Source organism: Peijinzhouia sedimentorum (genome assembly GCF_049340005.1).
Classification (GTDB): Bacteria; Bacteroidota; Bacteroidia; order Cytophagales; family Cyclobacteriaceae; genus CAXBDP01.
The window spans coordinates 32,601-57,056 of the sequence record NZ_JBMPIY010000005.1 but is presented as its reverse complement, the minus strand read 5'-3'; the positions used below and the strand labels follow the sequence as shown (position 1 = coordinate 57,056).

Annotated in this window: 19 protein-coding genes; 15 read left to right on the top strand and 4 right to left on the bottom strand. The window is 38.4% G+C overall.

What is annotated here, in order from left to right:
• Positions 1-317: 317 nt before the first annotated feature.
• Entirely contained in the window at positions 318-1,358 is a 1,041-nt protein-coding gene (gene arsB, locus ACOXY8_RS09050; RefSeq protein ID WP_458331256.1) for an ACR3 family arsenite efflux transporter, read from the bottom strand.
• Between the two features lie 241 nt (positions 1,359-1,599).
• Here arsB and ACOXY8_RS09045 point away from each other — a divergent pair, with 241 nt between their 5' ends.
• The 3 genes from ACOXY8_RS09045 to ACOXY8_RS09035 all read left to right on the top strand — a co-directional run bounded on the left by ACOXY8_RS09045 (position 1,600) and on the right by ACOXY8_RS09035 (position 3,603).
• Positions 1,600-2,079 (top strand): Mpo1 family 2-hydroxy fatty acid dioxygenase, encoded by a 480-nt coding sequence (locus tag ACOXY8_RS09045; protein ID WP_458331255.1) that lies wholly within the window; start codon positions 1,600-1,602, stop codon positions 2,077-2,079.
• A 215-nt stretch (positions 2,080-2,294) separates the two neighbouring features.
• A complete protein-coding gene (locus ACOXY8_RS09040; RefSeq protein ID WP_458331254.1) occupies positions 2,295-3,020 on the top strand; it encodes a pirin family protein in 726 nt (241 codons plus the stop codon).
• Position 3,021: 1 nt separating this feature from the next.
• Positions 3,022-3,603: a nitroreductase family protein gene (locus tag ACOXY8_RS09035; protein ID WP_458331253.1), complete on the top strand. Its 582-nt coding sequence runs from the start codon at positions 3,022-3,024 to the stop codon at positions 3,601-3,603.
• A gap of 206 nt (positions 3,604-3,809) precedes the next feature.
• Here the strand turns inward: ACOXY8_RS09035 and ACOXY8_RS09030 are convergent, their stop codons facing one another.
• A complete protein-coding gene (locus ACOXY8_RS09030; protein WP_458331252.1) occupies positions 3,810-3,965 on the bottom strand; it encodes a hypothetical protein in 156 nt (51 codons plus the stop codon).
• Between the two features lie 158 nt (positions 3,966-4,123).
• On the opposite strand from ACOXY8_RS09030, the gene hisS reads away from it, so the two are divergent.
• The 5 genes from hisS to ACOXY8_RS09005 all read left to right on the top strand — a co-directional run bounded on the left by hisS (position 4,124) and on the right by ACOXY8_RS09005 (position 11,043).
• A complete protein-coding gene (hisS, locus tag ACOXY8_RS09025; protein ID WP_458331251.1) occupies positions 4,124-5,485 on the top strand; it encodes a histidine--tRNA ligase in 1,362 nt (453 codons plus the stop codon).
• A complete protein-coding gene (gene hutH / locus ACOXY8_RS09020; RefSeq protein WP_458331250.1) occupies positions 5,478-6,959 on the top strand; it encodes a histidine ammonia-lyase in 1,482 nt (493 codons plus the stop codon). Before hisS ends, hutH begins: the two co-directional genes overlap by 8 nt.
• An 8-nt stretch (positions 6,960-6,967) precedes the next feature.
• A complete protein-coding gene (locus tag ACOXY8_RS09015; protein WP_458331249.1) occupies positions 6,968-9,619 on the top strand; it encodes a T9SS type B sorting domain-containing protein in 2,652 nt (883 codons plus the stop codon).
• A 71-nt stretch (positions 9,620-9,690) separates the two neighbouring features.
• On the top strand, positions 9,691-10,023 hold the full coding sequence (locus tag ACOXY8_RS09010) for a YbaB/EbfC family nucleoid-associated protein (protein WP_458331248.1): 333 nt from the start codon (positions 9,691-9,693) through the stop codon (positions 10,021-10,023).
• On the top strand, positions 10,024-11,043 hold the full coding sequence (locus ACOXY8_RS09005) for a glycosyltransferase family 2 protein (RefSeq protein WP_458331247.1): 1,020 nt from the start codon (positions 10,024-10,026) through the stop codon (positions 11,041-11,043).
• Here the strand turns inward: ACOXY8_RS09005 and ACOXY8_RS09000 are convergent.
• A complete protein-coding gene (locus tag ACOXY8_RS09000) occupies positions 11,040-14,807 on the bottom strand; it encodes a hydantoinase B/oxoprolinase family protein (protein WP_458331246.1) in 3,768 nt (1,255 codons plus the stop codon). The two genes, ACOXY8_RS09005 and ACOXY8_RS09000, sit on opposite strands and share 4 nt — an antisense overlap.
• Before the next feature lie 123 nt (positions 14,808-14,930).
• Here ACOXY8_RS09000 and ACOXY8_RS08995 point away from each other — a divergent pair, with 123 nt between their 5' ends.
• The 6 genes from ACOXY8_RS08995 (at position 14,931) to ACOXY8_RS08970 (ending at position 21,991) form a co-directional block, all read left to right on the top strand.
• Positions 14,931-16,523 carry a M1 family metallopeptidase gene (locus ACOXY8_RS08995; protein WP_458331245.1) on the top strand — a complete coding sequence of 531 codons (1,593 nt, stop codon included), beginning with the start codon at positions 14,931-14,933 and terminating at the stop codon, positions 16,521-16,523.
• A 98-nt stretch (positions 16,524-16,621) separates the two neighbouring features.
• Positions 16,622-16,984: a DoxX family protein gene (locus tag ACOXY8_RS08990; RefSeq protein ID WP_458331244.1), complete on the top strand. Its 363-nt coding sequence runs from the start codon at positions 16,622-16,624 to the stop codon at positions 16,982-16,984.
• 260 nt (positions 16,985-17,244) lie between these two features.
• Positions 17,245-17,961 carry a hypothetical protein gene (locus tag ACOXY8_RS08985; RefSeq protein WP_458331243.1) on the top strand — a complete coding sequence of 239 codons (717 nt, stop codon included), beginning with the start codon at positions 17,245-17,247 and terminating at the stop codon, positions 17,959-17,961.
• A 252-nt stretch (positions 17,962-18,213) separates the two neighbouring features.
• Complete coding sequence (locus ACOXY8_RS08980) at positions 18,214-19,251, top strand: Fe(3+) ABC transporter substrate-binding protein (protein WP_458331242.1); 1,038 nt, start codon at positions 18,214-18,216, stop codon at positions 19,249-19,251.
• A gap of 24 nt (positions 19,252-19,275) precedes the next feature.
• Positions 19,276-20,910 (top strand): ABC transporter permease, encoded by a 1,635-nt coding sequence (locus tag ACOXY8_RS08975; RefSeq protein WP_458331241.1) that lies wholly within the window; start codon positions 19,276-19,278, stop codon positions 20,908-20,910.
• Positions 20,911-20,929: 19 nt separating this feature from the next.
• Positions 20,930-21,991: an ABC transporter ATP-binding protein gene (locus tag ACOXY8_RS08970; protein ID WP_458331240.1), complete on the top strand. Its 1,062-nt coding sequence runs from the start codon at positions 20,930-20,932 to the stop codon at positions 21,989-21,991.
• A gap of 26 nt (positions 21,992-22,017) precedes the next feature.
• On the opposite strand, the gene ACOXY8_RS08965 is transcribed toward ACOXY8_RS08970, so the two are convergent.
• Complete coding sequence (locus tag ACOXY8_RS08965; RefSeq protein WP_458331239.1) at positions 22,018-23,136, bottom strand: DUF3667 domain-containing protein; 1,119 nt, start codon at positions 23,134-23,136, stop codon at positions 22,018-22,020.
• A gap of 63 nt (positions 23,137-23,199) precedes the next feature.
• Here ACOXY8_RS08965 and hutI point away from each other — a divergent pair, with 63 nt between their 5' ends.
• Positions 23,200-24,435 (top strand): imidazolonepropionase, encoded by a 1,236-nt coding sequence (hutI, locus tag ACOXY8_RS08960; RefSeq protein ID WP_458331238.1) that lies wholly within the window; start codon positions 23,200-23,202, stop codon positions 24,433-24,435.
• The last annotated feature ends 21 nt before the right edge of the window (positions 24,436-24,456 follow it).

Sequence of the window (24,456 nt, the reverse complement as noted above, 5' to 3'; positions counted from 1 at the left end):
ATGCCTTTTTGGAATGGCAATGTTCAAATTTAAATGGTTGGAGCATTTACCAAACCGCTAAAACGGTTTTGGGTTCGTAATTGACCACTATAGACCACGAATTAAACCATGGACTATAGTTACAATCGATTGACTTACAATTTATTTATCTATTTCCTTACTTAATTGTTTATTGAATAATCTATTATTATTCAATATTTTATTATAAATATCATTACTCAAATTTATTCAAAGAACTATCTATTTAATCAAACCATTGTTGAAACAGAGGTTAAATACCTAAAAGGGCTATATGCTTAAGTGAAACCCAATTTTACCTAACTGCTGAATTTCGGTAATTGCTTATTGGCGAAAGCCACTAATGATAGCATAACGGGGACTTCTACTAATACGCCAACTACGCAAACCAATGCAGCTGGGCTATCCAAACCAAATAAGCCGATGGCCACTGCAACTGATAATTCGAAGAAATTGCTTGCACCAATCAAAGCTGCTGGTGCGCAAATAGCATGTGAGAGTTTAAGTTTCCTCCCGCCATACCATGCCACAAAAAAGATAAAATAGGTTTGGATAATAAGCGGAATTGCGATGAATACAATAATCAATGGGTTGCTAAGAATATTCTCGCCTTGAAAAGCAAAAAGCAATATCAAAGTAAGCAATAATGCGATGATACTTACCGGCTTAAACTTAGGTAGAAATTCATTTTTGAACCATTCCTCTCCCTTCGCTGAAATCAATGATTTACTAGTAATCGCTCCAGCTACTAGTGGAATTACTACATAAACTAGCACACTGATGATCAAAGTTTCGTATGGAATTACCACATCCGTAATCCCAAGTAGAAAAGCAACAATGGGAACGAAAGCTACGAGCAAAATAAGATCGTTTACCGACACCTGTACTAAAGTATAATTCGGGTCGCCATTGGTAAGGTAAGACCAAACAAAAACCATTGCTGTACATGGAGCTGCGCCTAGCAAAATAGCACCAGCAATATATTCACCAGCTAATTCGGGCGAAATGAAAGCTGCATAGATCTTAGCAAAAAATATCCAAGCGAAAAAAGCCATGGTAAATGGCTTAATCACCCAATTGATCACAACAGTTAGAATAATTCCTTTGGGCTTTTTGCCAACACTTTTAATGCTCGAAAAATCAATTTGAAGCATCATTGGATAAATCATCATCCAGATAAGAATAGCAATTGGAATGTTTACTTTATACAATTCCATACTGCTAAGTACGGCCATCGAATCACCAGCTACATTGCCAATGAGAATACCCACGCCAATACATAATATCACCCAAACAGTTAAGTACCTCTCAAAAAATGCTATTTGTCTTTTTTCAGCCATGATATTTCAATGAATTCAACAATGAATGAATCTAAAATCAGAAGACAAATTACATATAAAGAATAAAGTCAAAATGCATTTCGGTATAAATTGGAAATGGAAATTATCCTTTTGCCCAATTCAGACAAAAATGGCGGGAGGGATATTGATTTGTTAGCAGCTGAGCCAGCAGAATTTATAGATGCTTGATTTGGATATGCATAATTTCCTATATTGTTTATCGAATCGAAAAAATAACAAAATGAGAAAGATAGATGCCCTCCTGAATGAATATGGCGAAAGCCATCAAAACGGACTCAACAAAACCATTCACTGGATTTGTGTACCCTTAATTTTCTTTAGCATTGTGGGTTTGATTTGGTCTATTCCGGCAGGGATTTTAAAGTCAACTTTCCCATCAATGGGTAATTATGCCAATTGGGCTACAGTGTTATTGGTAATCACATTATTGTATTACGTTCGGCTCTCCTTTCCGCTATTTTTGGGCATGTTGGTAGTGGTAGCCGTATTTTCATTTGCCGCCAATTGGGTAGATATGAATGTAGCCACGCCTCTATGGTTGGTTTCGCTTATTATTTTTGTAGCTGCTTGGATCGGTCAATTTTATGGTCACAAAGTAGAAGGCAAAAAACCCAGTTTCTTGAAAGATGTCCAATTCTTAATGATTGGCCCTGCTTGGCTTATGCACTTTATTTTCAAAAAGATGGGAATAGCTTATTAGGTAAAACTTATTTCTAAATAGAAACAAAAGACCTTCTTTGATTTAAAATCCTGAAGGTCTTTTGCTTTTAATACAGATTACAAGCTGATTTTCTCCAAACCCAAAATTCCTCCCGCCTATTTCCAGCGTGAATTCCAGATAGAAATATTGCTGAATTTTTAAATGTCGAAACTTTTAATGTATATACATCATTTTTGTTCGTAAATATTATAATCATGGCACAAACCATATTACACAAAGCAAATAGTCGTGGTCATGCAAATCATGGCTGGCTCAATTCTTATCATTCATTTAGTTTCGCCCATTACTACGATCCCGGCAGAATGAACTTTGGGGTACTACGTGTATTGAATGACGACACTGTAGCTCCAGGGATGGGCTTTGGAATGCATCCACATAATAATATGGAGATCATCAGCATTCCCTTGGAAGGTGATTTGCAACATAAAGATAGCATGGGCAATGTGCAAGTAATCAAGCAAGGCGACATTCAAGTGCTTAGTGCTGGCACTGGCATTCAGCATAGTGAGATGAACAAAAACAAAGATCAGGAAGTAAAATTCTTGCAAATATGGCTATTTCCAAATCGCAAAAATGTACAGCCACGCTACGATCAATTGACGCTCGATCAAACTAAAATGAAGAATGAGTTTCTACAAATTCTGTCTCCGAATGCTGATGATGATGGAGTTTGGATTCATCAAAACGCTTGGTTCCATTTAGCTGAATTGGATAAAGGAATAGAGAAGGATTATACTTTCAAATTACACGAAAACGGACTTTACATATTTGTATTAGAAGGCAGTGTAGAGGTAGAAGGTCAACAATTGAACAAGAGAGATGGTTATGGTATTTGGGATACAGATAAAGTAAAATTCACTTCCTTGAGCGATGACGCAAAATTATTGTTGATGGAAGTACCAATGGAAATTACAGCATAAAATGATAAAAGAAGCAATAACAGAAACTCCAATACATGGACTCATAAAAAGGCGCTGGAGCCCAAGAGCATTTTCTAATGACTCCATAGAGCCGGAAGAGATTAAAACTTTGCTAGAAGCAGCATCTTGGGCGCCAAGTGCCATGAATGCACAACCTTGGAGATATGTGGCAGCACAAAAAGGAACAGCAACTTTTCAGAAGATGTGGGAATGTATGATGCCCGGCAATCAGATTTGGACAGATAAAGTAGCAGTAATTATACTAAGCATAGGTATAAAAACTTATGAAAATGGTGCCGAGAATAAAACCTTTATGCATGATGTAGGACTGGCTAATGCAAACTTGGTAACGCAAGGCATTTCGATGGGCATTTTTAGCCATTTCATTGGCGGCTTCAATCCTGATAAAACTAGAACCCAATTTAAATTAGCAGAAAATGAAGTTCCAATTTGCTTTATCGCATTGGGTTATCTGGGTGATGCAGAGCAATTAGAAGAACCTTTTAAAAGCAGAGAATTGGCACCAAGGAGCAGAAAGGCTGTAGATGAAATTGCGGAGATATATGCTAAAAATGATGTGTAATTAGGCAACCATAAAAGTGTCTAAATCACAAAAGGCTCGCAAAGAAAACCAGCTTAGCTGTTGATTTTCTTTGCGAGCCTTCATTTTAAAAAACAGTTTAATGGAGCTTTAATTAGCCTTTTAAAAACCTTCCTAACAACCAGTAAAACAAAAAAAGCAGGTGAAACACCTGCTTTCTAAGCTAAAGCTTAAATATTTTGATAGGATTATTTATCAGACTTCTTTGGAAATGAAGCTTTCAATTCTTCAATATCCACGTTTTTCAAAGCAGGCTTATAATTCAATTGCTTGATTACTCTAAGCTTGTTCTTTTGTCTAGCTATATTCTTTTTAGCTTTTCTCATTAACCTTGTAACTGCCATTGTTCTATATTTTTAGACTTTATCCCGAAAAATGATTGCAAAGGTAAATAAAATGAATTCAAATCCCAAAGCATCACAAAATTAATCTATTGAAAATTGCCATTGCCTACAAAGCAGGAAAAACCTTAGTTTTGCTTAAAATTTAGGATATTTAGGCAATGCAAAAACCAACGCTACCCAAAGGAACAAGAGATTTTGGTCCTGAGCAAATGGCTCGACGAAATTTCATCCTTGACAATATAAAATCTGTATTTCGCAAATTTGGCTTTATGCCATTGGAAACACCCGCCATGGAAAACCTTTCCGTACTCACAGGCAAGTATGGCGACGAGGGCGATCAGTTATTATTTAGAATTTTGAATTCTGGTGATTTCATGTCCAAAACTGATTCGACTGATATTGCGGAAGGTGCAAAAGGATTGTTACCAAAAATCACCGAAAAAGGCTTACGTTACGACCTAACAGTACCATTTGCAAGGTACGTAGTAATGAACCGCAACGAAGTTCATTTTCCCTTCAAGCGCTTTCAAATCCAGCCAGTTTGGAGAGCTGATCGTCCGCAGAAGGGGCGTTATCGCGAGTTTTATCAATGCGATGCAGATATTATCGGCACAGATTCCATAATATGTGAAGCCGAAATTATCTTGATGATCAAGGAGGCTTACAAGCTACTTGGGTTAGAAGATTATGTAATCACATTCAGTAGCAGAAAAGTGCTGGAAGGCCTCGCCGGCATTTTGAATGCAAAGGATAAATTCACAGATCTATGTGTGGCGATTGACAAGCTAGATAAAATAGGCACAGACAAAGTATTAGAAGAATTGGCTGGAAGAGGTTTTGAAACCGACACTTTAGATAAAACAAGACAATTTCTTGAGTTGAAAGGAAACAATAAGGAATTGATTGAGCAGCTTCACCAATTATTTGCCAACAATGAAGAAGGCCAAAATGGATTGCGGGAGGTTGAAGAAATAATCTCGCTTTTAGAAGCCTTTGGTGATGATGGAACCAAAATAGAATTTGACCCAAGACTAGCAAGAGGCTTAAGTTACTATACGGGTGCAATATTCGAAGTGAAGCCTACTTCTGTGAAAATGGGCACCATAACAGCGGGAGGTAGATACGACAATCTTACGGGTATTTTCGGATTGGACAATATGTCTGGTGTTGGAATTTCTTTTGGTGTAGATAGAATCTATGATGTGCTTGAAGAACTCAATCTTTTTCCGTCTGAAGGCCTCACTCCTACCCAAGTTCTTTTAGCTAATTTTGGTGATGAATCGCTCAAAGGTTCTTTAGGCATTTTGAAATCACTTAGAGATGCCGGAATTGCTGCTGAAATTTACCCAGATGGAGATAAATTGAAAAAGCAATTTACTTATGCTGAAAAAAAAGCCATTCCTTACCTATTGATGACTGGAATAGAGGAGTTGCAAAATGAAGTTTTTGGTTTGAAAGACCTGAAAACTGGAGTTCAAGAGTCTTTAACACTGAATCAAATAATAGCAAAGCTTGGATAATACCTTTTACATATCGACTGATAATATTTCTGCAGAGGAGCTTTTTACTGCTTTTACCTCCCGCCGTTCAGTGGCTTTGGCAGAGGATAGTGTTCAAGCTATTCAAAAATGCAGGGAGTATTTGGAGAACAAAATTTCCACTAACAAAGACCTTATTTATGGTATCAATACTGGTTTTGGCTCTTTGTATGGGAAACGAATCAGCAAGTCCGAACTAGAAAGTCTCCAGCAGAATTTGGTTCGCTCACATGCATGTGGAACGGGTGCGGAAATTCCACAAGAAATAGTCAGACTTATTATTTTACTAAAAATCAAAAGTTTGGCATTTGGCCATTCAGGCGTAAGAGTCGAGTTAGTTGAGCGGCTTGTCTATTTTTATAATCAAGGCATCACACCTGTTATTTATGAGCAGGGCTCTCTAGGTGCTTCCGGAGATTTGGCTCCTTTAGCTCATCTAAGTTTGCCTTTAATTGGCGAAGGTGAAGTCTATTTCAAGGGTGAAAAAATGAAAGGTGCCGAACTGCACCAAAGGCTAAATATTGAACCCATCACACTAAAGGCAAAAGAAGGCTTAGCCTTACTCAATGGCACGCAGTTTATGTTGGCATTTGGGCTATGGGCTGTGAGCAAAGCTAAGAAGTACCTAGGGCTGGCCAATATGATTGGAGCTGCATCGCTCGATGCATTCGATGGCCGACCAGAACCTTTTCACCAATTATTACAAAAAATTCGTCCGCACAAAGGACAGGTTACATGCGCAAAAGAAATACTGAATTGGCTTGAAGGAAGTGAAATCCTAACCCAAGCCAAAAAGCATGTGCAAGATCCATATTCCTTCCGATGCATACCACAGGTACATGGCGCAAGTTGGGATGCCATAGAATATGCCGAAAGGATTATAGAGACAGAATTAAACAGCGTAACAGACAACCCAAATATATTCCCTGATGATGATTTGATCATATCTGGAGGAAACTTTCATGGTCAGCCACTGGCATTGACAATGGATTTCCTTGCTATTGCTTTGGCTGAGTTAGGAAGTATTTCAGAGCGAAGAACTTACCAATTAATTTCAGGCCAAAGAAACCTCCCGCCTTATTTGGTAGCTAAGCCTGGTTTGCATTCGGGCTTGATGATTCCTCAATATACTGCTGCATCTATTGTAAGCCAAAACAAGCAATTATGCACGCCAGCTTCTATAGATTCAATTGTTTCATCCAATGGTCAAGAAGACCATGTAAGTATGGGTGCAAACTCTGCTACAAAACTTTATAAAGTAGTAGATAATTTACTCACAATTCTATCAATAGAATGGATGACTGCCTGTCAGGCGTTAGAGTTTAGAAAACCTATACAAACTTCATCAGAACTAGAACATAAAATTCACAGTTATAGGAAAGTAGTTCCTTTTTTGTCGGTGGACAGGAATCTTCAGATTGATATTTTGAACACTAAGTTATATTTATTACCTTAATATGAATAATGTTTTGGTTTAAAAAAAATATCAAAGTACCTATCCTATGTATGTCATTTCTGACATACATATTGATATTAGCGCCAACTTTTTCATTTAGTCAAGCTATAACCCCCCCACCCAAAGTTCACATAGGTGATTCATTAGTTTTATCAAGAATATATTTTTCAACAGATGGACCAAACTGGACACTTCAAGGCAATTGGCTAGATTTTTCAGTTTATAGCTGGAACGGAGTGGTTCTTCAGGATCAAACTGGAAAAGTAATAGAGCTTCATTTACCTAATAGAGGGTTAACGGGGTTAATACCACCTCAATTAGAAAGACTAGACACATTAGAGGTTTTAGATTTATCTGCAAATAACTTGTTTGGACCGATTCCTTACGAGCTAACCAAGTTAAGCAACCTAGAAGTTCTCCGTCTAAATATCAACGAACTTACGTCTATTCCATTTGAAATGGATAGTTTGAAATCCCTTAAAAACCTTAATCTCTCAACAAATAAATTTCAAGGAAATATTCCGATTGCCTTTGCAGATCTATCTAACCTTGAAAGCTTAAGGATTCACTCAAATGATTTTTTAGGTGCTTTTCCTACAGAATTACTTTCGTTAAAAAAATTGATGGTTTTAGATATTCATAATAACCCGAAACTAAATACTCTTCCGAATTTTAATGTAATGGAGAGTTTAGAAGATTTGAATGTTCGTGACTGTAAATTTGATTTTGGAGATATAGAGCCAAATATGTCGTTTTTCCCGTTGAGCAATCGATACTTTAGACAAGATAGCCTGTACGAAGAATATACCGTCGATTTGAATGACAAAATTGCCAAAAATGAACCCATTATAATGAACTCTGAAGCTAATGGCACCATTGATGTGCATCAATGGTACAAAGATGGTGTGCCAATACAAGACACAGACAGAATTAAAGGGACAAAGACAGTAACATTAACCATAAATGACCCACAGCCAGAGGATAAAGGAGTTTATACTTGCATGGTAACAAATGATAATGTACCTGACTTAACTTTATGGAGGCATGATATTTATCTTGATTACGTTGAGCCTTTGTTCCTAATAGCTGAGAATCGATTCGAAATAGATTTTGTTGAAGGGTGTAGTCCTCATACGATTACTATTACAAACTTAGTAGAGGCTGAGGTTGTTCAATATCAGATTGTCAGAAAAGGTTCATCAGTTGCTTCTCCACCAATAGGAGGAGGCTTAGGAGAAATTGGCAAAACAATCACATACACATTTGAAGAGCCTGGCGAATACTTTGTGAGGCAAATAGCTTCGAACCTGCCAATAGTATCATTAGAAGTTAGAGTTTTCAATCCGGAAGCACCTAAAATTGAGATTATTACTTGTTCAGCAAATTCAGTTAATGTGTCATACGCACCTAGTTTATCTAGCCCCTTTCAGCGGGTTCTAATTAATTTCGGAGATGGTTCTAGTCCAAAATATATAAATGCAAATGAGAATATTACCTATACTTATCAGAATTCAGGCACTTATAATCTTGAGGCAAAGGGAGTTTTTGAAATTGGCTCTAATATAAATTGTAATACATTTAATCAACTAGTTGAAGTATCGCAAACATTACCTAAAGCTGATATTCAGTCAATAGTAATTGACGAAAATGAAGAAATAGTTTTAAGTTTTGACGCTTCTCCAAACAATAAGTATGTAATCCAATTTGCTCAAAATGGATCAAATACCTTTGGCCCAGCGAATGCACGTTTTCCAGAATCTGGCAAAGCAATAATTAGCAATCTTAATCCAACAGACAACTATTACTGTTTTAGAATTTTAACACTTGATGAATGTGGCAATGTTCCAACTATCTCTAACCAATTTTGTAGCATTCAATTACAAGTAATTGGAGAGCATAAACAAAACCGTTTAACTTGGGAAACAGCTGAATTGGCCAATTCGTTTTTCAGGATATTCAGAGATGGCCAGCTAATAAAAGAAGGTGGTTTTCCTGATAATTCCTTTGTAGACTCTGATGTTACATGCAATGTAACTAGTTCCTATTCTGTCCACTTAATAAATAATGACGGTAAAACAAGTAGTTCTCTTGAAATAGATCATATTACTCGAGCTTTGATTCCACAGGACTCAGTATATGGAAAAGAACTCTTGCCTAGTTTCGAAGGAATTTCTATAACGTGGGCAAATCCCTTAGAAAACCCTCAGTTATTTTATATCTACAGAGAAGAATCTGGCAAAAGGGCATTGATTGATAGCACCCAAAATCTGAGCTTTACAGATCGGGATCTTCAAACTAAAAGCTCCCAAGTATGCTATTATATTACCTATAAAGACGAATGTTTGCTAGAGTCAGAAATCGGCACTCCAATTTGTTTCAGCACAGGAATAAATCTAGCCTTTCCAAATGCTTTTGCTCCCAATAGTACTCCTCCAAATCATGAATTCAAGCCTGTTGGCGAATTTTTCGGAAAGTATAATATCCAAATATTTAACAGATGGGGAGAGCTGCTTTACGAAAGCCAAAATATTAATGAAGGTTGGGATGGTACATATAATGGGCAATTGGTTCAGCAGGGATCTTACGTTTACAAAGTCAGTATGATTGATCTAGGAGGGAGGCGATTCAACCAATCAGGTACCGTCCTCTTAATTAAATAATCCTAATCCACTTTTTTTGTTGGCTATCTTAGATTTTAGCCTCAATTTTAACCTTCTTAAAGATTAATACCATGTTTGATATGATGAAAATGATGGGCAAGCTCAAGGAAGTGCAGGAGCGCATGAAAGAAGCCCAGAAGCAATTAGAATTTATACAAGTATCTGCCGAATCTGGCGCAGGAATGGTAAAAGCCACTGCCAATGGAAAGAAGCAATTAATAAAGCTTGAAATCGATAAAAGCCTGATCGACCCAAATGATCCAGAAATGCTTCAAGACCTCATTGTGGCCGCCACTAATAAAGCACTGCAAGAAGCAGAAGCATTGGGTAAAGAGGAAATGAAGAAAGCCACGGATGGTATGTTGCCAAACATCCCTGGCATGGACTTAAGCAGTATGTTGTAAATGAGTCAAACGGCAATCGTCATCCTCAATTATAATGGTGAAAAATACTTAGAAAAGTTTTTACCATCCGTCCTCCAACATAGCAAGGGTCATGAGGTGATAGTTGCCGATAATGCTTCTACCGATGATTCTATTGCGTTTCTAACAAAGCATTTTCCACAAGTAAGAACCATTATTCTTACAGAAAATCATGGATTTACAGGTGGATATAATCGAGCGCTCGCTCAATTAGATCACGAATATTTCTGCTTACTTAATAGTGATGTGGAAGTGAGTGAAGGCTGGATAGATACATTGGTAGATTATCTAAACGATCACCCTCAAGTTGCCGCAGTTCAGCCCAAAATACTATCTCACAGCCATCCTGACTATTTCGAATATGCTGGAGCAGGAGGTGGATTTATCGATTCTCTCGGCTATCCATTCTGCAGAGGTCGACTGTTTCACCTTACAGATAAAGATGTAGGCCAATACAACGATTCGAGGGAGGTTTTTTGGGCGAGTGGAGCTTGTATGCTTATTCGCAGCAAAGTATACAAAGAGCTTGGTGGTTTAGAAGAAGAGTTCTTCGCACATATGGAAGAAATTGATCTTTGCTGGAGGATTCAAAGTGCAGGATTAAAAGTTGCCTATGTAGGTCAAAGCACTGTCTATCATGTAGGAGGTGGTACACTTTCGCATAACAACCCAAGGAAAACCTATCTAAATTTTCGAAATGGATTGACATTGCTTTACAAAAACCTACCAGCCAATAAAAGCTGGTATATAATTCCCTCCCGCCTTATTCTAGATGGAATTGCAGCTTTGAAATTTCTTATCGTTGACAAAAGCTGGGATAATTTTAAGGCTGTATACCAAGCACATCAAGATTATTTTAAGAATAAAAGCAAGTTTCGAGAGAAAAGGAATATCATTCGAAAAAATACTAAAATCGAGGATATACCAACTATTTACAAAGGCTCAATTGTGTATCAGGTTTTTATTAAAGGTTTGAAAAGTACTAAAAGCTTAAAGCTTTAATTTTTTCCATATCCACCACCCCCAGGCGTCTCGATTGTAAAAACACTTCCTTTCGAAATCTCCCTACTGAAACAACCCGGCATTTCTTCCACCGGCATATTTGTCTGCTGCAAGACTTGGCGTCCAACTTTACCGCCCTCCCCACCAGCTAAGCCATAAGGAGCAATATTCCTATGCTGGGAAAGAACAGTCAGCGTAACATCCTCCAAGAACTTCAATTTCCTTGAAATTCCATTTCCTCCATTGAATTTACCTTTGCCACCTGAATTCTCTCGTACTTTAAATGCTAATAAGCGAACCGGATAGCGAAGCTCCATAATCTCAGGATCAGTAATTCGAGTATTCGTCATGTGCTGATGAACGGCATCTGCACCATGAAAGTCTGGGCCTGCTCCTACACCACCACAAATGGTCTCGTAGTAACCAAACTTCTCATTACCAAATAGCAGGTTGTTCATAGTACCTTGACTACAAGCGGCAAGTTCAAATGCCTTCAATAATGTGTCTGTCAATCGCTGACTTACTTCCGTATTTCCACCAACTACCGCAGGTTCATTACCTTCCATTTCAGCAAATGGGGGATTGAGAAGTCCGTTTGGTAGAATAGTTTTTATTCCACGAATGAGCCCTTCATTCAGTGGCATTGGTTCATTCACAATCAATCGCAGCACATACAAAATCACAGATTGTACTATTGCCGGCGTAGCATTAAAATTACCTTTGTGCACTTGGGCGCTTCCACTAAAGTCAATCTGCCACTCATTATTTGTAAATCCAACCTCCACATTTAGCGCCGAACCATCATCCAATAATTCTTGAGCACTTAATTTCCTATCTTGATATTTGGATAAGCGATTTAGCAACTTTCTAGAAGTTTCAGCCAGGATTTTCTCCATGAAATAATAAAGCTTATCGGTGCCGAAAGATTCTGCTAAATGCTGAAGAGCTTCGGTTCCTGCCATTAATGAAGCTAGTGCAGCAGAAAAATCAGCTTGATTTTCGTGAATTGCCCTACTTGGAAAAGGTGGCGATTGCAATAATGAAATCACCTCAGTCCAATCAGTGACGCCTCCTTTGCAAACATAAGTAGGCGGGAGGATGACGCCTTCTTCTTTCAGCAATTTCGCATCAGCTGGCATCGAGCCTGGGCTCTTTCCTCCAATTTCGGCATGGTGCGCTCTATTTACTAAATAACCAATTCGCTTGCCTTCCTCATCAAAAGCAGCACAAATCATCGTAACATCTGGCAAATGCGAACCTCCATAAGCAGGGTGGTTTGTAAGGATTACATCGCCCTTTTCTATAGGAAATTGCTGAATTACACTTCGCACACAAATTCCCAAGCTACCCAAATGCACTGGAATATGGGGCGCATTTGCAATCAAATAGCCATTTGCATCCATCAATGCGCAAGAGAAATCTAATCTCTCTTTCACATTTACTGAGAATGAAGTCCTCTGCAACATCGTTCCCATTTCTTCAGCGATGGACTGAAATCGGCTAGTAAATAAGGACAATTCTACACTTTCAGAATGGCTGATATTGGAGGCACTTTCATAACCTTGATATTCCAAAATGGCAGCTCGATCTTGAGCTATATTTAATTGCCAATTGGCATTTACCATCAATGTGGAATTTTTGCTCACCAACATTGAAGGTCCATTTATTCTTGCACCTGCTTCAAGATTCTCCCAAATATAAATGTCAATCTTTCGCCACTTACCTTCAATCAAACTGTCCCTTTCCAAATCTGCCTTGGGCTTATACGATTTGAGGCTTGACGAATGGATCTTAGCTGAAACCTCTCTGCTCCTAGCAATTACTTTAATGGACTCTATTTCAATCTCTCTATTGGCTGGCCAGTAATTAAAAAGCTTTAAATACTCCTTCTTGAAATCTTCAATCAGCTGATCTTCGCCTTGCCAATCCACAGTAATAGTACTTTCTTGTCCCAGGAATCTAAGCGCAATTTGTTGCTCTTCAATGTCAACGGGTTCATCCCTTACCTCCTGTCTTAATTCCTCTAAAGCTTGCTCTCCGAGCTCATTTATAATCTCAGCAAGTGATTGACTTACCTGCTCATATTTTTGTAGAATTTGCTTTTCGGCAAAGCGCTCAATTCGAGCCATTCCCATCCCTAAAGCACTTAATAATCCTGCATCATAGGGAATCAATATATCACTGATATTCAGGATTTCTGCAACTGCACAAGCATGCTGCCCGCCAGCTCCTCCAAATGCCAAAAGCGAATGTTCAGCTGGATCAATTCCTTTGTTGATGGAAATCTTGCGAATTGCTTCGGCCATTTTTTCATTGGCAAGCAATAAGAATCCTTCCAAAATATCCTCTCGCTTTTCCTTTGCACCAAGCTTTGATCCCATCTTTGTAAGCACTTTATCTAGTGCCTCTTCGGATTTTTGGAGGTGAACTGGAATGCCAAAAAAAGATGGCTCAATTCTACCTAAAAGCAAGTTGATGTCTGTAATACAAAGAGGACCACCAGCACCATAGCAGGCCGGACCAGGTTTGGCTCCTGCACTTTCGGGGCCTACCGTGAGTGTGATTCCATCAAAATCGCAAATGGAACCACCTCCCGCTGCAACAGTTTCAATATGGAGTGAAGGACTGAAGATTTTCGCTTCGCCAACATTGGTTTGAAATCGATAATCAAACCTCCCGCTGTATCGAGCTACATCGGTACTAGTGCCTCCCATATCCAAGGTGAGCAGCTTTGTAATATTATGGCTATTAGCTGCTGCCGCAGAGGCAACTACTCCACCGGCTGGACCACTAAGCAAACTATCTTTTGCTAAGAACAATTGAGCATCTACCAAACCTCCCGCACTTGTCATTACTTTGATATTGCTACCTCCAAGGGATAGGGTAATTCCATTCAAATACTCATTAATCACAGGACTGATAAATGCATCTATTACAGCAGTTTGCGCACGAAATAATATCTTAATATTTGGGGCAAGTTTGTGCGAAACCGAAATACTTGAAAAGCCGGATTCTCTAAACAACTCTTCAAGTTGCAGCTCATGACTTGGGTTCAGATAGCTGTGCATCATTGCAATTGCTACCGATTCAATCCCTTCTGCTTTAAGTTCAGCAATAATTTGCCTTACCTCTTCAATAGGTAATTGTTGTAATTCAATTCCCTGTGCATCCAATCTGGCAGAAATGCCAAATGCTATGTAATAATAAGGCTTCGCCTTCTGAACATTAAGGGCGAAAATATCAGGTCTTTGCTGGTCACCAATAATGAGCAAATCTTCAAAGCCTATATTGGTGATTAATGCTACTTTTGCCCCTTTGCGCTCAAGCAATGCATTGGTACCTTTGGTAAATCCAAGGCGCATTTCTAATGGCGGAAACGATTGATGAATAGCAGTATTTGTGATTAATCTTGTAGCTAATACAGGAGCTTCCTCACCGGTAAAAATCTGAAAATCTCTGTTTGACTCTAAAAATTCAATCTCTTCATTTAATTGAAGCCAACCTTCAGCCAAATTCGCTCGAGTAATTTTCAGTTCAATATTTGGGTGAGAAAGCCAAGCGAAATTAAAACCTATTATAAGTTCATCACTGAATTCCCATCTGTGATTGATGTAAAGCTTGCTATTCGCATATCGTAAGGCAATTCCTCTAAGACTACCATCACTTAGCACTTTTGCACGTCGGATTTCTCCACTAGGCATTTTACCAAGGCAATCCGTAAAAGTGCCTCCGGTATCCGCCCAAATTTTCCAGTTTGTTTTCATCTATGATTGAATTAAGGCATGAAAATCAGATTGTGCAAGGAATTATACTCAAGCAGCCAGAAATAAATTCTAAAAAGAAATAAGGATTCAAATTTGTAAATTGCTTTCACAAAAAGCCAAAAGATGAAGAAATTACTAATTCTGCTAATTATAGGTTTTCCTGTAATTGCTCTTGCTCAAAGGCCAAGCTCAGGTGGCCCGCTTAATGAATTGCAAGCAGCAATGGATATCAAATACTATGAGCTTGATCTGAAGGTCGACCCGGAAACGAAAACCTTGGCCGGCTCTGTAAAAATTGTTTTTCAGCAGCTCAGCAATCAATCTCACTGGGAACTTGATTTGGTAAGTGCCTACAAAATCGAAAGCATTATTTCAGGCAGTAAATCTCTTTCATTTAAGCATGAAAACGGCAAGATTAGCATTCCTTTCGATAGAAGTTTAGTCGAAAATGGTCTGGTGAAATTGACAGTGAAATACGGAGGACTAGTACCCATTGCGCCAAATCCTCCTTGGGAAGGTGGTTTTACTTTCGAAAAAAGCCCAAATGGTAACCATTGGATTGGCTTGAGTTGTCAGAACGACGGCGCCGATATTTTTATGCCTTGCAAAGATCAACCTAGCGACAAGCCGGACTCCGTTCGAATGAGTATATCTGTGCCTTTTGGCTACCAAGCCATTGGCAATGGCTTACTAGAATCTGTGGTTGAAGTTGAAAACGAACAGTCCATTTATACTTGGTTTACCCAATATCCAATTAATAATTATAGCATCAATTTTACCATAGGCAAGTTTGCAAACTACAGCACTTCCTACACGTCGGTGGACAATAATCCCGTGAAAGTAGATGTGTATTTGCTGGAAGAAAATGAAGACAAACTGCAAACTATGGCTGAGTTGTCGATTGATAATTTAAAACATCATGAGCAGTATTTTGGAGAATATCCATTTGCAAAAGAAAAATTCGGCTTGGTAGAAACGCCCTATTTGGGGATGGAGCATCAAACCATAAATGCCTATGGAAATGAATACAGATTTACAGTAACTCAAGGCAAAACGTATGATTGGTTGCTGCTACATGAGTTGGGGCACGAATGGTGGGCGAATAAGGTAACAGCTTCCGATTGGGCAGATTTTTGGATTCACGAAGGCATTTGTGCGTTTTCAGACGCATTATATTTATACACCAAGTTTGGCTGGGATGAATATTGGAAAAAGATGAGCCAAACCAGAAATAATGTAGCAAACCAAAAACCCATTGTAATGGGGCGGCAGGTGAATTCCGTAGCGGCCTATCATCCGGATATTTATGGTAAAGGCGCTTTTGTCCTTCATATGCTTTGGCAAATGCTTGGTGATGATCTCTTTTTTGGAATTTTGTATGATCTCGCTAATACACCAGAAAGCACATATCTGAATGGAATAACAACAGAGTATTTTGTGAATTTGGTAAATAAGAAAAGTGGAGAAGATTACACAAACTTCTTTGCCTTTTTTATGAATACTACAGAAATACCGGAAGTAATTGTGCGGGAGGGTGAAGACGGAGAATACAGCATTTCCATCCCAAATATCAATTTCAGCATTCCTATGGAAGTGCACACAGCCGATGGCGTTAAGATTATGGAACTTTCAAAACAGCCAATTTCAATCCTAACTAATCAAAGACCTACCGTAGATCCAGAGGGTATATTTTTGAGAAAAGTAGTTAACAAATAGTCTGACATACAATCAATTAAACTTATAAAATTTCTTCATTTGGTTTTACGTAAAAATAATAATCTGTAAATTGTACTTAAAACAAAATTAAGTATACCATGAAAGAAGAAAGCTTATCAATGATTGGCAGATTTTTATTTGCCTTACCAATTATGATTTTTGGTATTTTCCATTTTATGAACGCCACTGAAATGTCTGGGATAGTTCCCGCTTACTTACCTGCTCCTACAGTTTTTGTCTACATTTCAGGAGCTGGTTTGATCTTAGCTAGCCTAAGTTTGATTTTAAAAATCCAAACCTCCCTTGCTATGCTTTTACTGGGTATTATGCTTTTGATATTTGCACTTACCGTTCATCTGCCTGGAGCAATGGATGGTGCCCAAGCCTCAATGAGTAACCTTTTAAAAGACATTGCCTTATCGGGTGCAGCATTTTATTTTTCGGGAAGATTCAAAAGCTAAGTAACTATACAAATGATGTGAGCCATCTGCTTATTAAAAAGTGGATGGCTTTTCTTTTCACAAATACCGTTCAAAACACTTAGCACAATATTATATTCAGTATAATATTTAATCATTTCATCGTTGTTGGATAGGTGAGAGTGGTTAATTGAAAATAGCTTGAAAACTAATTTCATAAATAAACCTCCCGCTATTTTTTTAATCCTTGATTGCAAAGAATACTACCGTTAATTTTGAACAAAATTTTTAATAAGAATTACATGCTTATTCAACAGTATCGATCAAACAGAAATATTCTTATTGTTGTAATTGCTTTACTCTTTTCCCTCAATTCATGTCAAGAAGAAACCCCTGAACCAATTTCAATTTTGGAAGAGGATGTAGTATTGGCAATTGAAGGAGCAATCTTACCTAATTCAGGAGGTTTGATTTCACAGATAAATGCAACTGCATTACAAGGGCTCACTGCTGCAGACTTAGGTTGCGATGTTCTTAATGACTCTTCTCTAAATGAAGTAATCAATAGTAGAAATTCATATAGCTATACCTGGACTTTAGAAAATGAATGTGATTTAGAAGATAAACCATTTGAGTTGACAAGCATATTGGATGGCAACCGAAGATACTTAACTAATGATCTTTCTGCCAATGAAAAAATCGAAACCAGCATATATCTTAGTGGACTGAGCAATCTTGAGAATGAGTTTACGATAAATCTAATTACCGATATAGAAGGCTCATACAGAGCCAGTAATGATATACTAGATGGATATGTAGGAAAAATATCTTTTGTTGGAATTGACATTATTGTGGACGGAGAATCACAAGAAATATCCTCTGGCACCGCCAATTTCGTTTTCAGTGGAGCCTCAATTAGTGGTAGGTTTTTTAACTATGAGGGAGTTCTTACTTTTGAGGGAAATGAGAGCGCAAGTATTGCCTTCACCAATGGTGGAAATTACTCCTTGAATTGGTAATATTCCTTTTGCAAATCAAGAATTTTCCTGACAAAACGCATAAATTCACATCTACATCTCGGCTAATTTGCGTTCGCAATTTATTGCTGATTTCTATTTTAAACCATTCTTAAAATTTCTCCGCAAATGGGTAGAAAAATATTGTTTTAATTTAGATTTAATCTAAATAACATTTAATTTTGTCCACCAATAGATTAGATACACTTATCTATAGCCAACAAAAGAAAAACAAAAACCATAAACCTCATGAAAATGAAATCAGTATTTAAAATCGTTCTTTTGGGTTTTGCTTGGATGGCAATCGTATCCTGCGAAACTACCACTGAAGAAACTGAACAAGAAGTTGTGAATGTGTATACGCACCGTCACTACGAAGCTGATCAACAATTATTCGATCAGTTTACTACCGAAACAGGCATTGCAGTGAATGTAGTAAGCGCAAGTGCAGACGAACTTATCCAGAAATTAGAATTGGAAGGTGAAGGCTCACCTGCTGATGTACTAATTACAGTTGATGCAGGCAGACTACATAGAGCCAATGAAAAAGGCCTATTACAAGCGGTTCAATCTGATATTTTGAACCAAAATATTCCATCTAAATTCAGAAACCCTGAGGGATATTGGTTTGGTTTGACCTACCGTGCAAGAATTCTTGCCTATAGCAAAGAACGCGTAACTCCTGAAGAACTCAGCACCTATGAAGATTTGGCTAACGAAAACTGGAAAGGTAGAATTTTAACTAGAAGCTCAGAAAACATCTACAATCAATCATTGATGGCATCTATTATTGCTGCAAATGGTGAAGAAGTCGCTGAGCAATGGGCTTCAAATGTATTAGCAAATATGGCTCGTGAGCCTAAAGGCAACGATAGAGACCAAGTGAAAGCTGTTGCTGCTGGCGAAGGTGATGTTGCAATTGTAAACACCTATTACATCGGTATTATGCTTAATGATGAGAATCCAGAGGAAAAATTAGCAGCTGAACAAGTTGGCATTTTCTTCCCAAATCAAAACGATAGAGGTACCCACGTAAATATTTCTGGAGCCGGAGTTACGAAATATGCGCCAAACAAAGAAAATGCCATCAAGCTAATTGAATTCCTTTCTAGCGAATCTGCTCAAGGAACCTTGGCAAATATCAATTATGAATACCCAGTAAACCCAAATGTGGAACATTCGGAATTACTAAAAAGCTGGGGGAACTTCAAATCAGATGAATTGAATCTTTCTGTATTAGGCGAAAACAACCAAAAGGCAGTAATGATTTTTGACCGTGTGGGTTGGAAATAAGTAGATAGAATAATTGAAGCGATTTTGGAATTAGCCAAGCAAAGGTATTATTGGTGGAATAGATGGGCATTGGCAGCAATCATAGTATTGCTGCTTGTGTCCATTCCCATTTTTACTATTCTGGTGAAACTATTTGCCGTACCCGGCGAAAGTTGGAATCACTTGGTGGACACCCAACTTTTGGGCTATTTTAAAAATACAATTTTACTCCTTTTTGGTGTAGCCATTTTCGCATCGCTAATTGGCATAAGTGCTGCTTGGCTCGTATCAGCATATGATTTTCCCGGTAGAAGATATTTTGAGTGGCTGCTTATCCTCCCGCTTGGTTTTCCAGCCTATATCATGGCATATACTTACACCGGAATGCTAGAATATACAGGGCCACTCAATTCATTTCTAAGAAATAATTTAGGCATTGTAACCAAAGGAAGCTTGATCGACATAATGAATTTGCCTGGAGCAATTTTTATCCTTTCAATTACTTTGTTTCCCTACATCTTCGTAATCAGTCGATCCTCCTTTTTACAACAGTCTCGTACTTTACAAGAAGCTTCTGCATTGCTAGGAAGCAGTCGATTGCGCACTTTCTTAAAAGTAGCACTTCCAATGGCTCGGCCTGCAATTGTGGCTGGAATTGCCTTGGCTTCCATGGAAGTATTGAATGACTATGGCACCGTAAAATATTTTGGCGTAAACACATTTACCACAGGGATATTTCGTGCTTGGTTCTCAATGGGAGATGCAACTACTGCTATTTATTTAGCTGCAATTCTAATGCTCTTTGTACTGGTATTATTGTACTTGGAAAGCCTGCAAAGAGGCAATAGAAAGTACGCCCAAGCCAATTCCATGAGCAAGCCATTCGAGCGAATCAAAGCTGGAAAGGGCATGAAATTCGTATTCTTTGGCATTTGCACCACGATCTTTTTGATCAGCTTTGGACTACCTCTATTACAGATCTTCTATTGGGTAAATCTCACTTGGCACAAAGTAGCAAGTTGGGATTTTCTCTTACTTATTTACAGGAGCTTTTCTCTAGCCGCCGGCACGGGTTTCGCAGTGGTAGTCTTATCGATAATCCTTCTATATGCTCTCCGTTTGAGTCCATTTGCATGGGTGAAAAACATCACTAAAATAGCCACACTCGGTTATGCAATTCCGGGGGCTGTGATTGCAGTTGGCATCATGATTCCGCTATTGAATTTGGACAAATGGCTCATGAGTGTTTTCACTCCACAGTCTGTTGGGCTAATTTTCTCAGGAACTTTATTTGCATTAGTATTTGCCTATATCGTCCGATTCATGGCCGTAGGATACAATCCGCTAGATGCTGGTTTTCAGAAAATTGGCATCCACGTAAATGAAGCCAGCCGACTATTAGGGCAAGGCTCCATGCGCACATTGTGGAACATCGACCTCCCGCTTATTAAAACAAGTATGCTAAGCGGCATCTTATTAGTATTTGTAGATGTACTAAAAGAATTACCTTTGACCCTGATTTTGCGTCCTTTTAATTACCATACACTAGCTACAAAGGCTTTTGATATGGCAACTAATGAGATGATCGCGGAATCGGCCAATGCCTCTTTGGTGATTATACTGACAGGAATTTTACCGATAATTTTCCTGAATAAATTGATCCGAAAGCGCAATGGATAAGCATAATTAGATTTTTAAAATGACAATACTGAAGCTTCATAACATCACCAAAAAATACGCTAAGGCAGATTACTTCGCAGTAAACAATGTATCCTTAGAGGTAGAGTCCGGTGAAATACTAGCTTTGGTAGGCGAAAGCGGTTCTGGCAAAACTACCCTTTTGAGACTAATTGCAGGACTTGAGCATCCGAATGATGGAAATATTTCTCTTTCAGGCGTTTGCATTGTTAATGGCCAAAAATCAGTTCCTGCCAATGAGCGTAAAGTGGGAATGGTCTTTCAAGATTATGCTCTGTTCCCTCATCTGAATGTGCTCGACAATGTGAAATTTGGTCTGACAGGCAAAAATATTAATGCCGACCAAGTAGCCAAGGATACCTTACAAATGGTCGGTTTACATGAGAATTTCAAAAAATATCCACATCAACTTTCTGGTGGTCAGCAGCAACGAGTGGCATTGGCTAGAGCAATAGCGCCAAATCCATCCATCATTTTGCTGGATGAGCCATTTAGTAATTTGGATGCCATGCTCAAGGATCAGGTGCGGGAGGAAATAAGGCAGATCATAAAGAAAACTAAAGTCACTGCAGTATTCGTAACCCACGACACACGCGATGCTTTATCCACAGCCGATCGCATTGCTATACTGCACAATGGATTACTTCAGCAAATTGGCACTCCTAAAAGCCTCTACGAAGAACCTGTAAATGCTTATGTAGCCAACTTTTTCGGCAAGCAAAATGCTATAATCGCAAGCGCAAAAGATGGAGGTTTTCTTACTCCATTTGGCTTTTTGCCGGATGCTAATGCCTATCAATATACCGGTGAGGTACAATTGCTTTTCCGACCGGAGCATGTAAGTTTGGGTAGCGGAGAAGATTTCCCATTAAGCGGTGCTATTTTCAAAGTTTCTTATTTTGGAGATCACCAAATCGTAAAACTTGCCGATCCACAAGGCAAAAGAATTAGTCTCAAGACTACACCAGACAAATCATTCGATGGTATTTCTACATTGGCATTTAGCCTTAATCAATATAAGGTGATTTCGGATAATCTGATTATTCAGAAAGAGAAAGTTTGATGTAATAAGCTTGAAAAATTTTATGGCTAAAAAAGCATAAATGTTGCATAAAGTTCCGCAACCAATAAAAATATAAGTGCTGTAAAATAGAAATACCCTACGAATAAAAACTTCATCAAGGTCTTGAACCAACCTTGCTTATAAACTCTTCTGAATGAAAAATAAGAATAGCCAGTAACCCACATAAAAAACAAAGCACCAATCCAAAATAAGGTTGTATTGCTTGCATTTAGATTATACATAAGCACGGTAGCAACGGAAAACAAAATGAAGCCAAAGGAATGAATATGCAGACCATGAATAATATGCTGTATATAAAGCCTCTTCCCTCTGATATAAAAAAGCTTAAGTATTGCTGCAAAAAGCGGAATTGCAATTAACATCATCAAGGATAAATTGCGGAATGCATAATCAACAAAATAAGCTTGATTATTAAGTAGCTTACGCAGTTTCAATGCTCCAAAAACCAAAAATTGACTATCCTTCTCAGGATCGATATCCATGGAACTAAGCAACTCTTCATCAGTCAGTTCTCCATCTTTGATACGATCCATAAAACTCTTAGCTGTTTCAGTTCTACTAGCTCTGATCGAATCCATTTGAAACAGTGAATATCCAGTTTCAGCCATAAAATCTTCATTGATCATGGCTAGCAATGAATCAGCAGATTGCACTCCAGTATATTGACTTCGAAGACTATCTGGCAATAATTTAACTTTAGCAGAATCTGTTTCTAATTCATTCCATCGCTCCAAAAGTGAAGCTTTTCCCGAATCAATATTCATAAAGCTATCAGGATTCTTTTCTAAACCTTCTATAATTATGCCTCCCAAATAAAGAGAAATTACAAAAAAGTAAAGCACACTCGTTACAACGTACAAACGAACCGGATTGGAATAATGAACCCTTTGACCTTCATTAAAACGGTTGGTCAAAAAGCCAGGCTTAAAGAAAAAGGGCTTAAGGCTAGATACAAATCGCGAATCCAGCGCCAAGAAAGTAGAAAGAAACTCCCCTATTAGCTGGGTAATAGGTAAATTTTGATCGCGATTTTCCTGCCCACAGACTGGACAATATTCTACCGAATCGCCTGTTTCATGGCCACAATTGAGGCAAAAGTCAGTTTTTGTTCTTTTTTTGGGCATAATGCTAATACTCCGAGTAAATTAGCTAAAATTATCTCATTACATAAAATCCAGCCCAAAGGTATGAGCATTATTATTAAAAATATAAAAGGACTCATTCAAATATTAGATAAGTCAATAGAGCGAGTAAGTGGACAGGATATGGCTAAGCTCAACAGCATTTCCAATGCTTGGCTATTAATAGAAAATGGCCTAATTGCAGATTTTGGTGAAATGGGCCAAATGCCCAATCTACAAAATGAAGAAGTGATTGATGCTACCGGCAAATTTGTGATGCCTACATGGGTGGATAGCCATACTCATCTGGTCTTTGCAGGCAGTAGAGAAACGGAATTTGTTGATAAAATCAAAGGGCTGAGTTATGAAGAAATTGGCGCAAGAGGTGGCGGGATTTATAATTCAGCAGCGCTATTAAGGCAAACTTCTGAAGAGGATTTGCTTGAGCAATCGCTCAAAAGAGCAAAGGAAATAATAGCTACAGGGACAGGTGTAGTAGAAATAAAAAGTGGATATGGATTGACTACCGAAGCAGAAATGAAAATGCTGCGAGTAGCAAAAAGAATCGCTGAGCTTACAGATTTGGAAGTGAAAACCACTTTTCTAGGTGCGCATGCTATCCCAAGGAACAAAAAGCGGGAGGAATATATACAGCAAATTAAATATGAAATGCTGCCAGCAGTCGTAGAAGCTAAGCTTGCCGACTATTGCGATGTGTTTTGCGAAAAGGGTTTTTTCACTGCTGAGGAAACAGAAGATATTTGTAGGGAAGCATTAAAATACGGATTGAAACCTCGCATCCATGCCAACCAACTCTACAACTCGGGAGGTATAGAAGTGGGCGTGAAACTAGGCGCAATGAGTGTAGATCATTTGGAGGTAGCTGGTGATAAAGAAATAGCTATTTTGAAAGACTCGCAGGTAATGCCGACTTTACTACCAGGAGCTGCTTGGTTTCTCAATGCGCCCTTCCCTCCCGCTCGCAAAATGATCGAAGCCGGACTTCCGGTAGCCATTGCATCGGATTTCAACCCTGGCAGCTCGCCTACAGGGAATATGCCATTACTGCTAGCGATGTCATGTGTAAAAATGAAAATGCTTCCACAAGAAGTCATTCATGCTGCTACGATCAATACGGCATCAGCACTGGAGCTATCCCACAAATATGGCAGCATCACCAAAGGCAAAGTTGCCAACCTTATCATCACCAAAGCAATCCCAACTATAGACTATATGTTCTATATGTTTGGCACTAATCATATCGATGAGGTAATTTTGAAAGGAAAAAGGCAAGTTGGGTAAGGGAGATTTTTGAGCTATGGT

Bases quoted from the DNA above. Each gene is read 5' to 3' on its own strand.
- ACOXY8_RS09040 (WP_458331254.1), top strand. From the start codon at position 2,295: ATGGCACAAACCATATTACACAAAGCAAATAGTCGTGGTCATGCAAAT.
- hutI (WP_458331238.1), top strand. From the start codon at position 23,200: ATGAGCATTATTATTAAAAATATAAAAGGACTCATTCAAATATTAGAT.
- ACOXY8_RS09045 (WP_458331255.1), top strand. From the start codon at position 1,600: ATGAGAAAGATAGATGCCCTCCTGAATGAATATGGCGAAAGCCATCAA.
- ACOXY8_RS09030 (WP_458331252.1), bottom strand. From the start codon at position 3,965: ATGGCAGTTACAAGGTTAATGAGAAAAGCTAAAAAGAATATAGCTAGA.
- ACOXY8_RS09010 (WP_458331248.1), top strand. From the start codon at position 9,691: ATGTTTGATATGATGAAAATGATGGGCAAGCTCAAGGAAGTGCAGGAG.
- ACOXY8_RS09015 (WP_458331249.1), top strand. From the start codon at position 6,968: ATGTTTTGGTTTAAAAAAAATATCAAAGTACCTATCCTATGTATGTCA.
- ACOXY8_RS08990 (WP_458331244.1), top strand. From the start codon at position 16,622: ATGAAAGAAGAAAGCTTATCAATGATTGGCAGATTTTTATTTGCCTTA.
- ACOXY8_RS09000 (WP_458331246.1), bottom strand. From the start codon at position 14,807: ATGAAAACAAACTGGAAAATTTGGGCGGATACCGGAGGCACTTTTACG.
- ACOXY8_RS09005 (WP_458331247.1), top strand. From the start codon at position 10,024: ATGAGTCAAACGGCAATCGTCATCCTCAATTATAATGGTGAAAAATAC.
- arsB (WP_458331256.1), bottom strand. From the start codon at position 1,358: ATGGCTGAAAAAAGACAAATAGCATTTTTTGAGAGGTACTTAACTGTT.
- ACOXY8_RS09035 (WP_458331253.1), top strand. From the start codon at position 3,022: ATGATAAAAGAAGCAATAACAGAAACTCCAATACATGGACTCATAAAA.
- ACOXY8_RS08965 (WP_458331239.1), bottom strand. From the start codon at position 23,136: ATGCCCAAAAAAAGAACAAAAACTGACTTTTGCCTCAATTGTGGCCAT.
- ACOXY8_RS08985 (WP_458331243.1), top strand. From the start codon at position 17,245: ATGCTTATTCAACAGTATCGATCAAACAGAAATATTCTTATTGTTGTA.
- ACOXY8_RS08995 (WP_458331245.1), top strand. From the start codon at position 14,931: ATGAAGAAATTACTAATTCTGCTAATTATAGGTTTTCCTGTAATTGCT.
- ACOXY8_RS08970 (WP_458331240.1), top strand. From the start codon at position 20,930: ATGACAATACTGAAGCTTCATAACATCACCAAAAAATACGCTAAGGCA.
- hisS (WP_458331251.1), top strand. From the start codon at position 4,124: ATGCAAAAACCAACGCTACCCAAAGGAACAAGAGATTTTGGTCCTGAG.
- ACOXY8_RS08980 (WP_458331242.1), top strand. From the start codon at position 18,214: ATGAAATCAGTATTTAAAATCGTTCTTTTGGGTTTTGCTTGGATGGCA.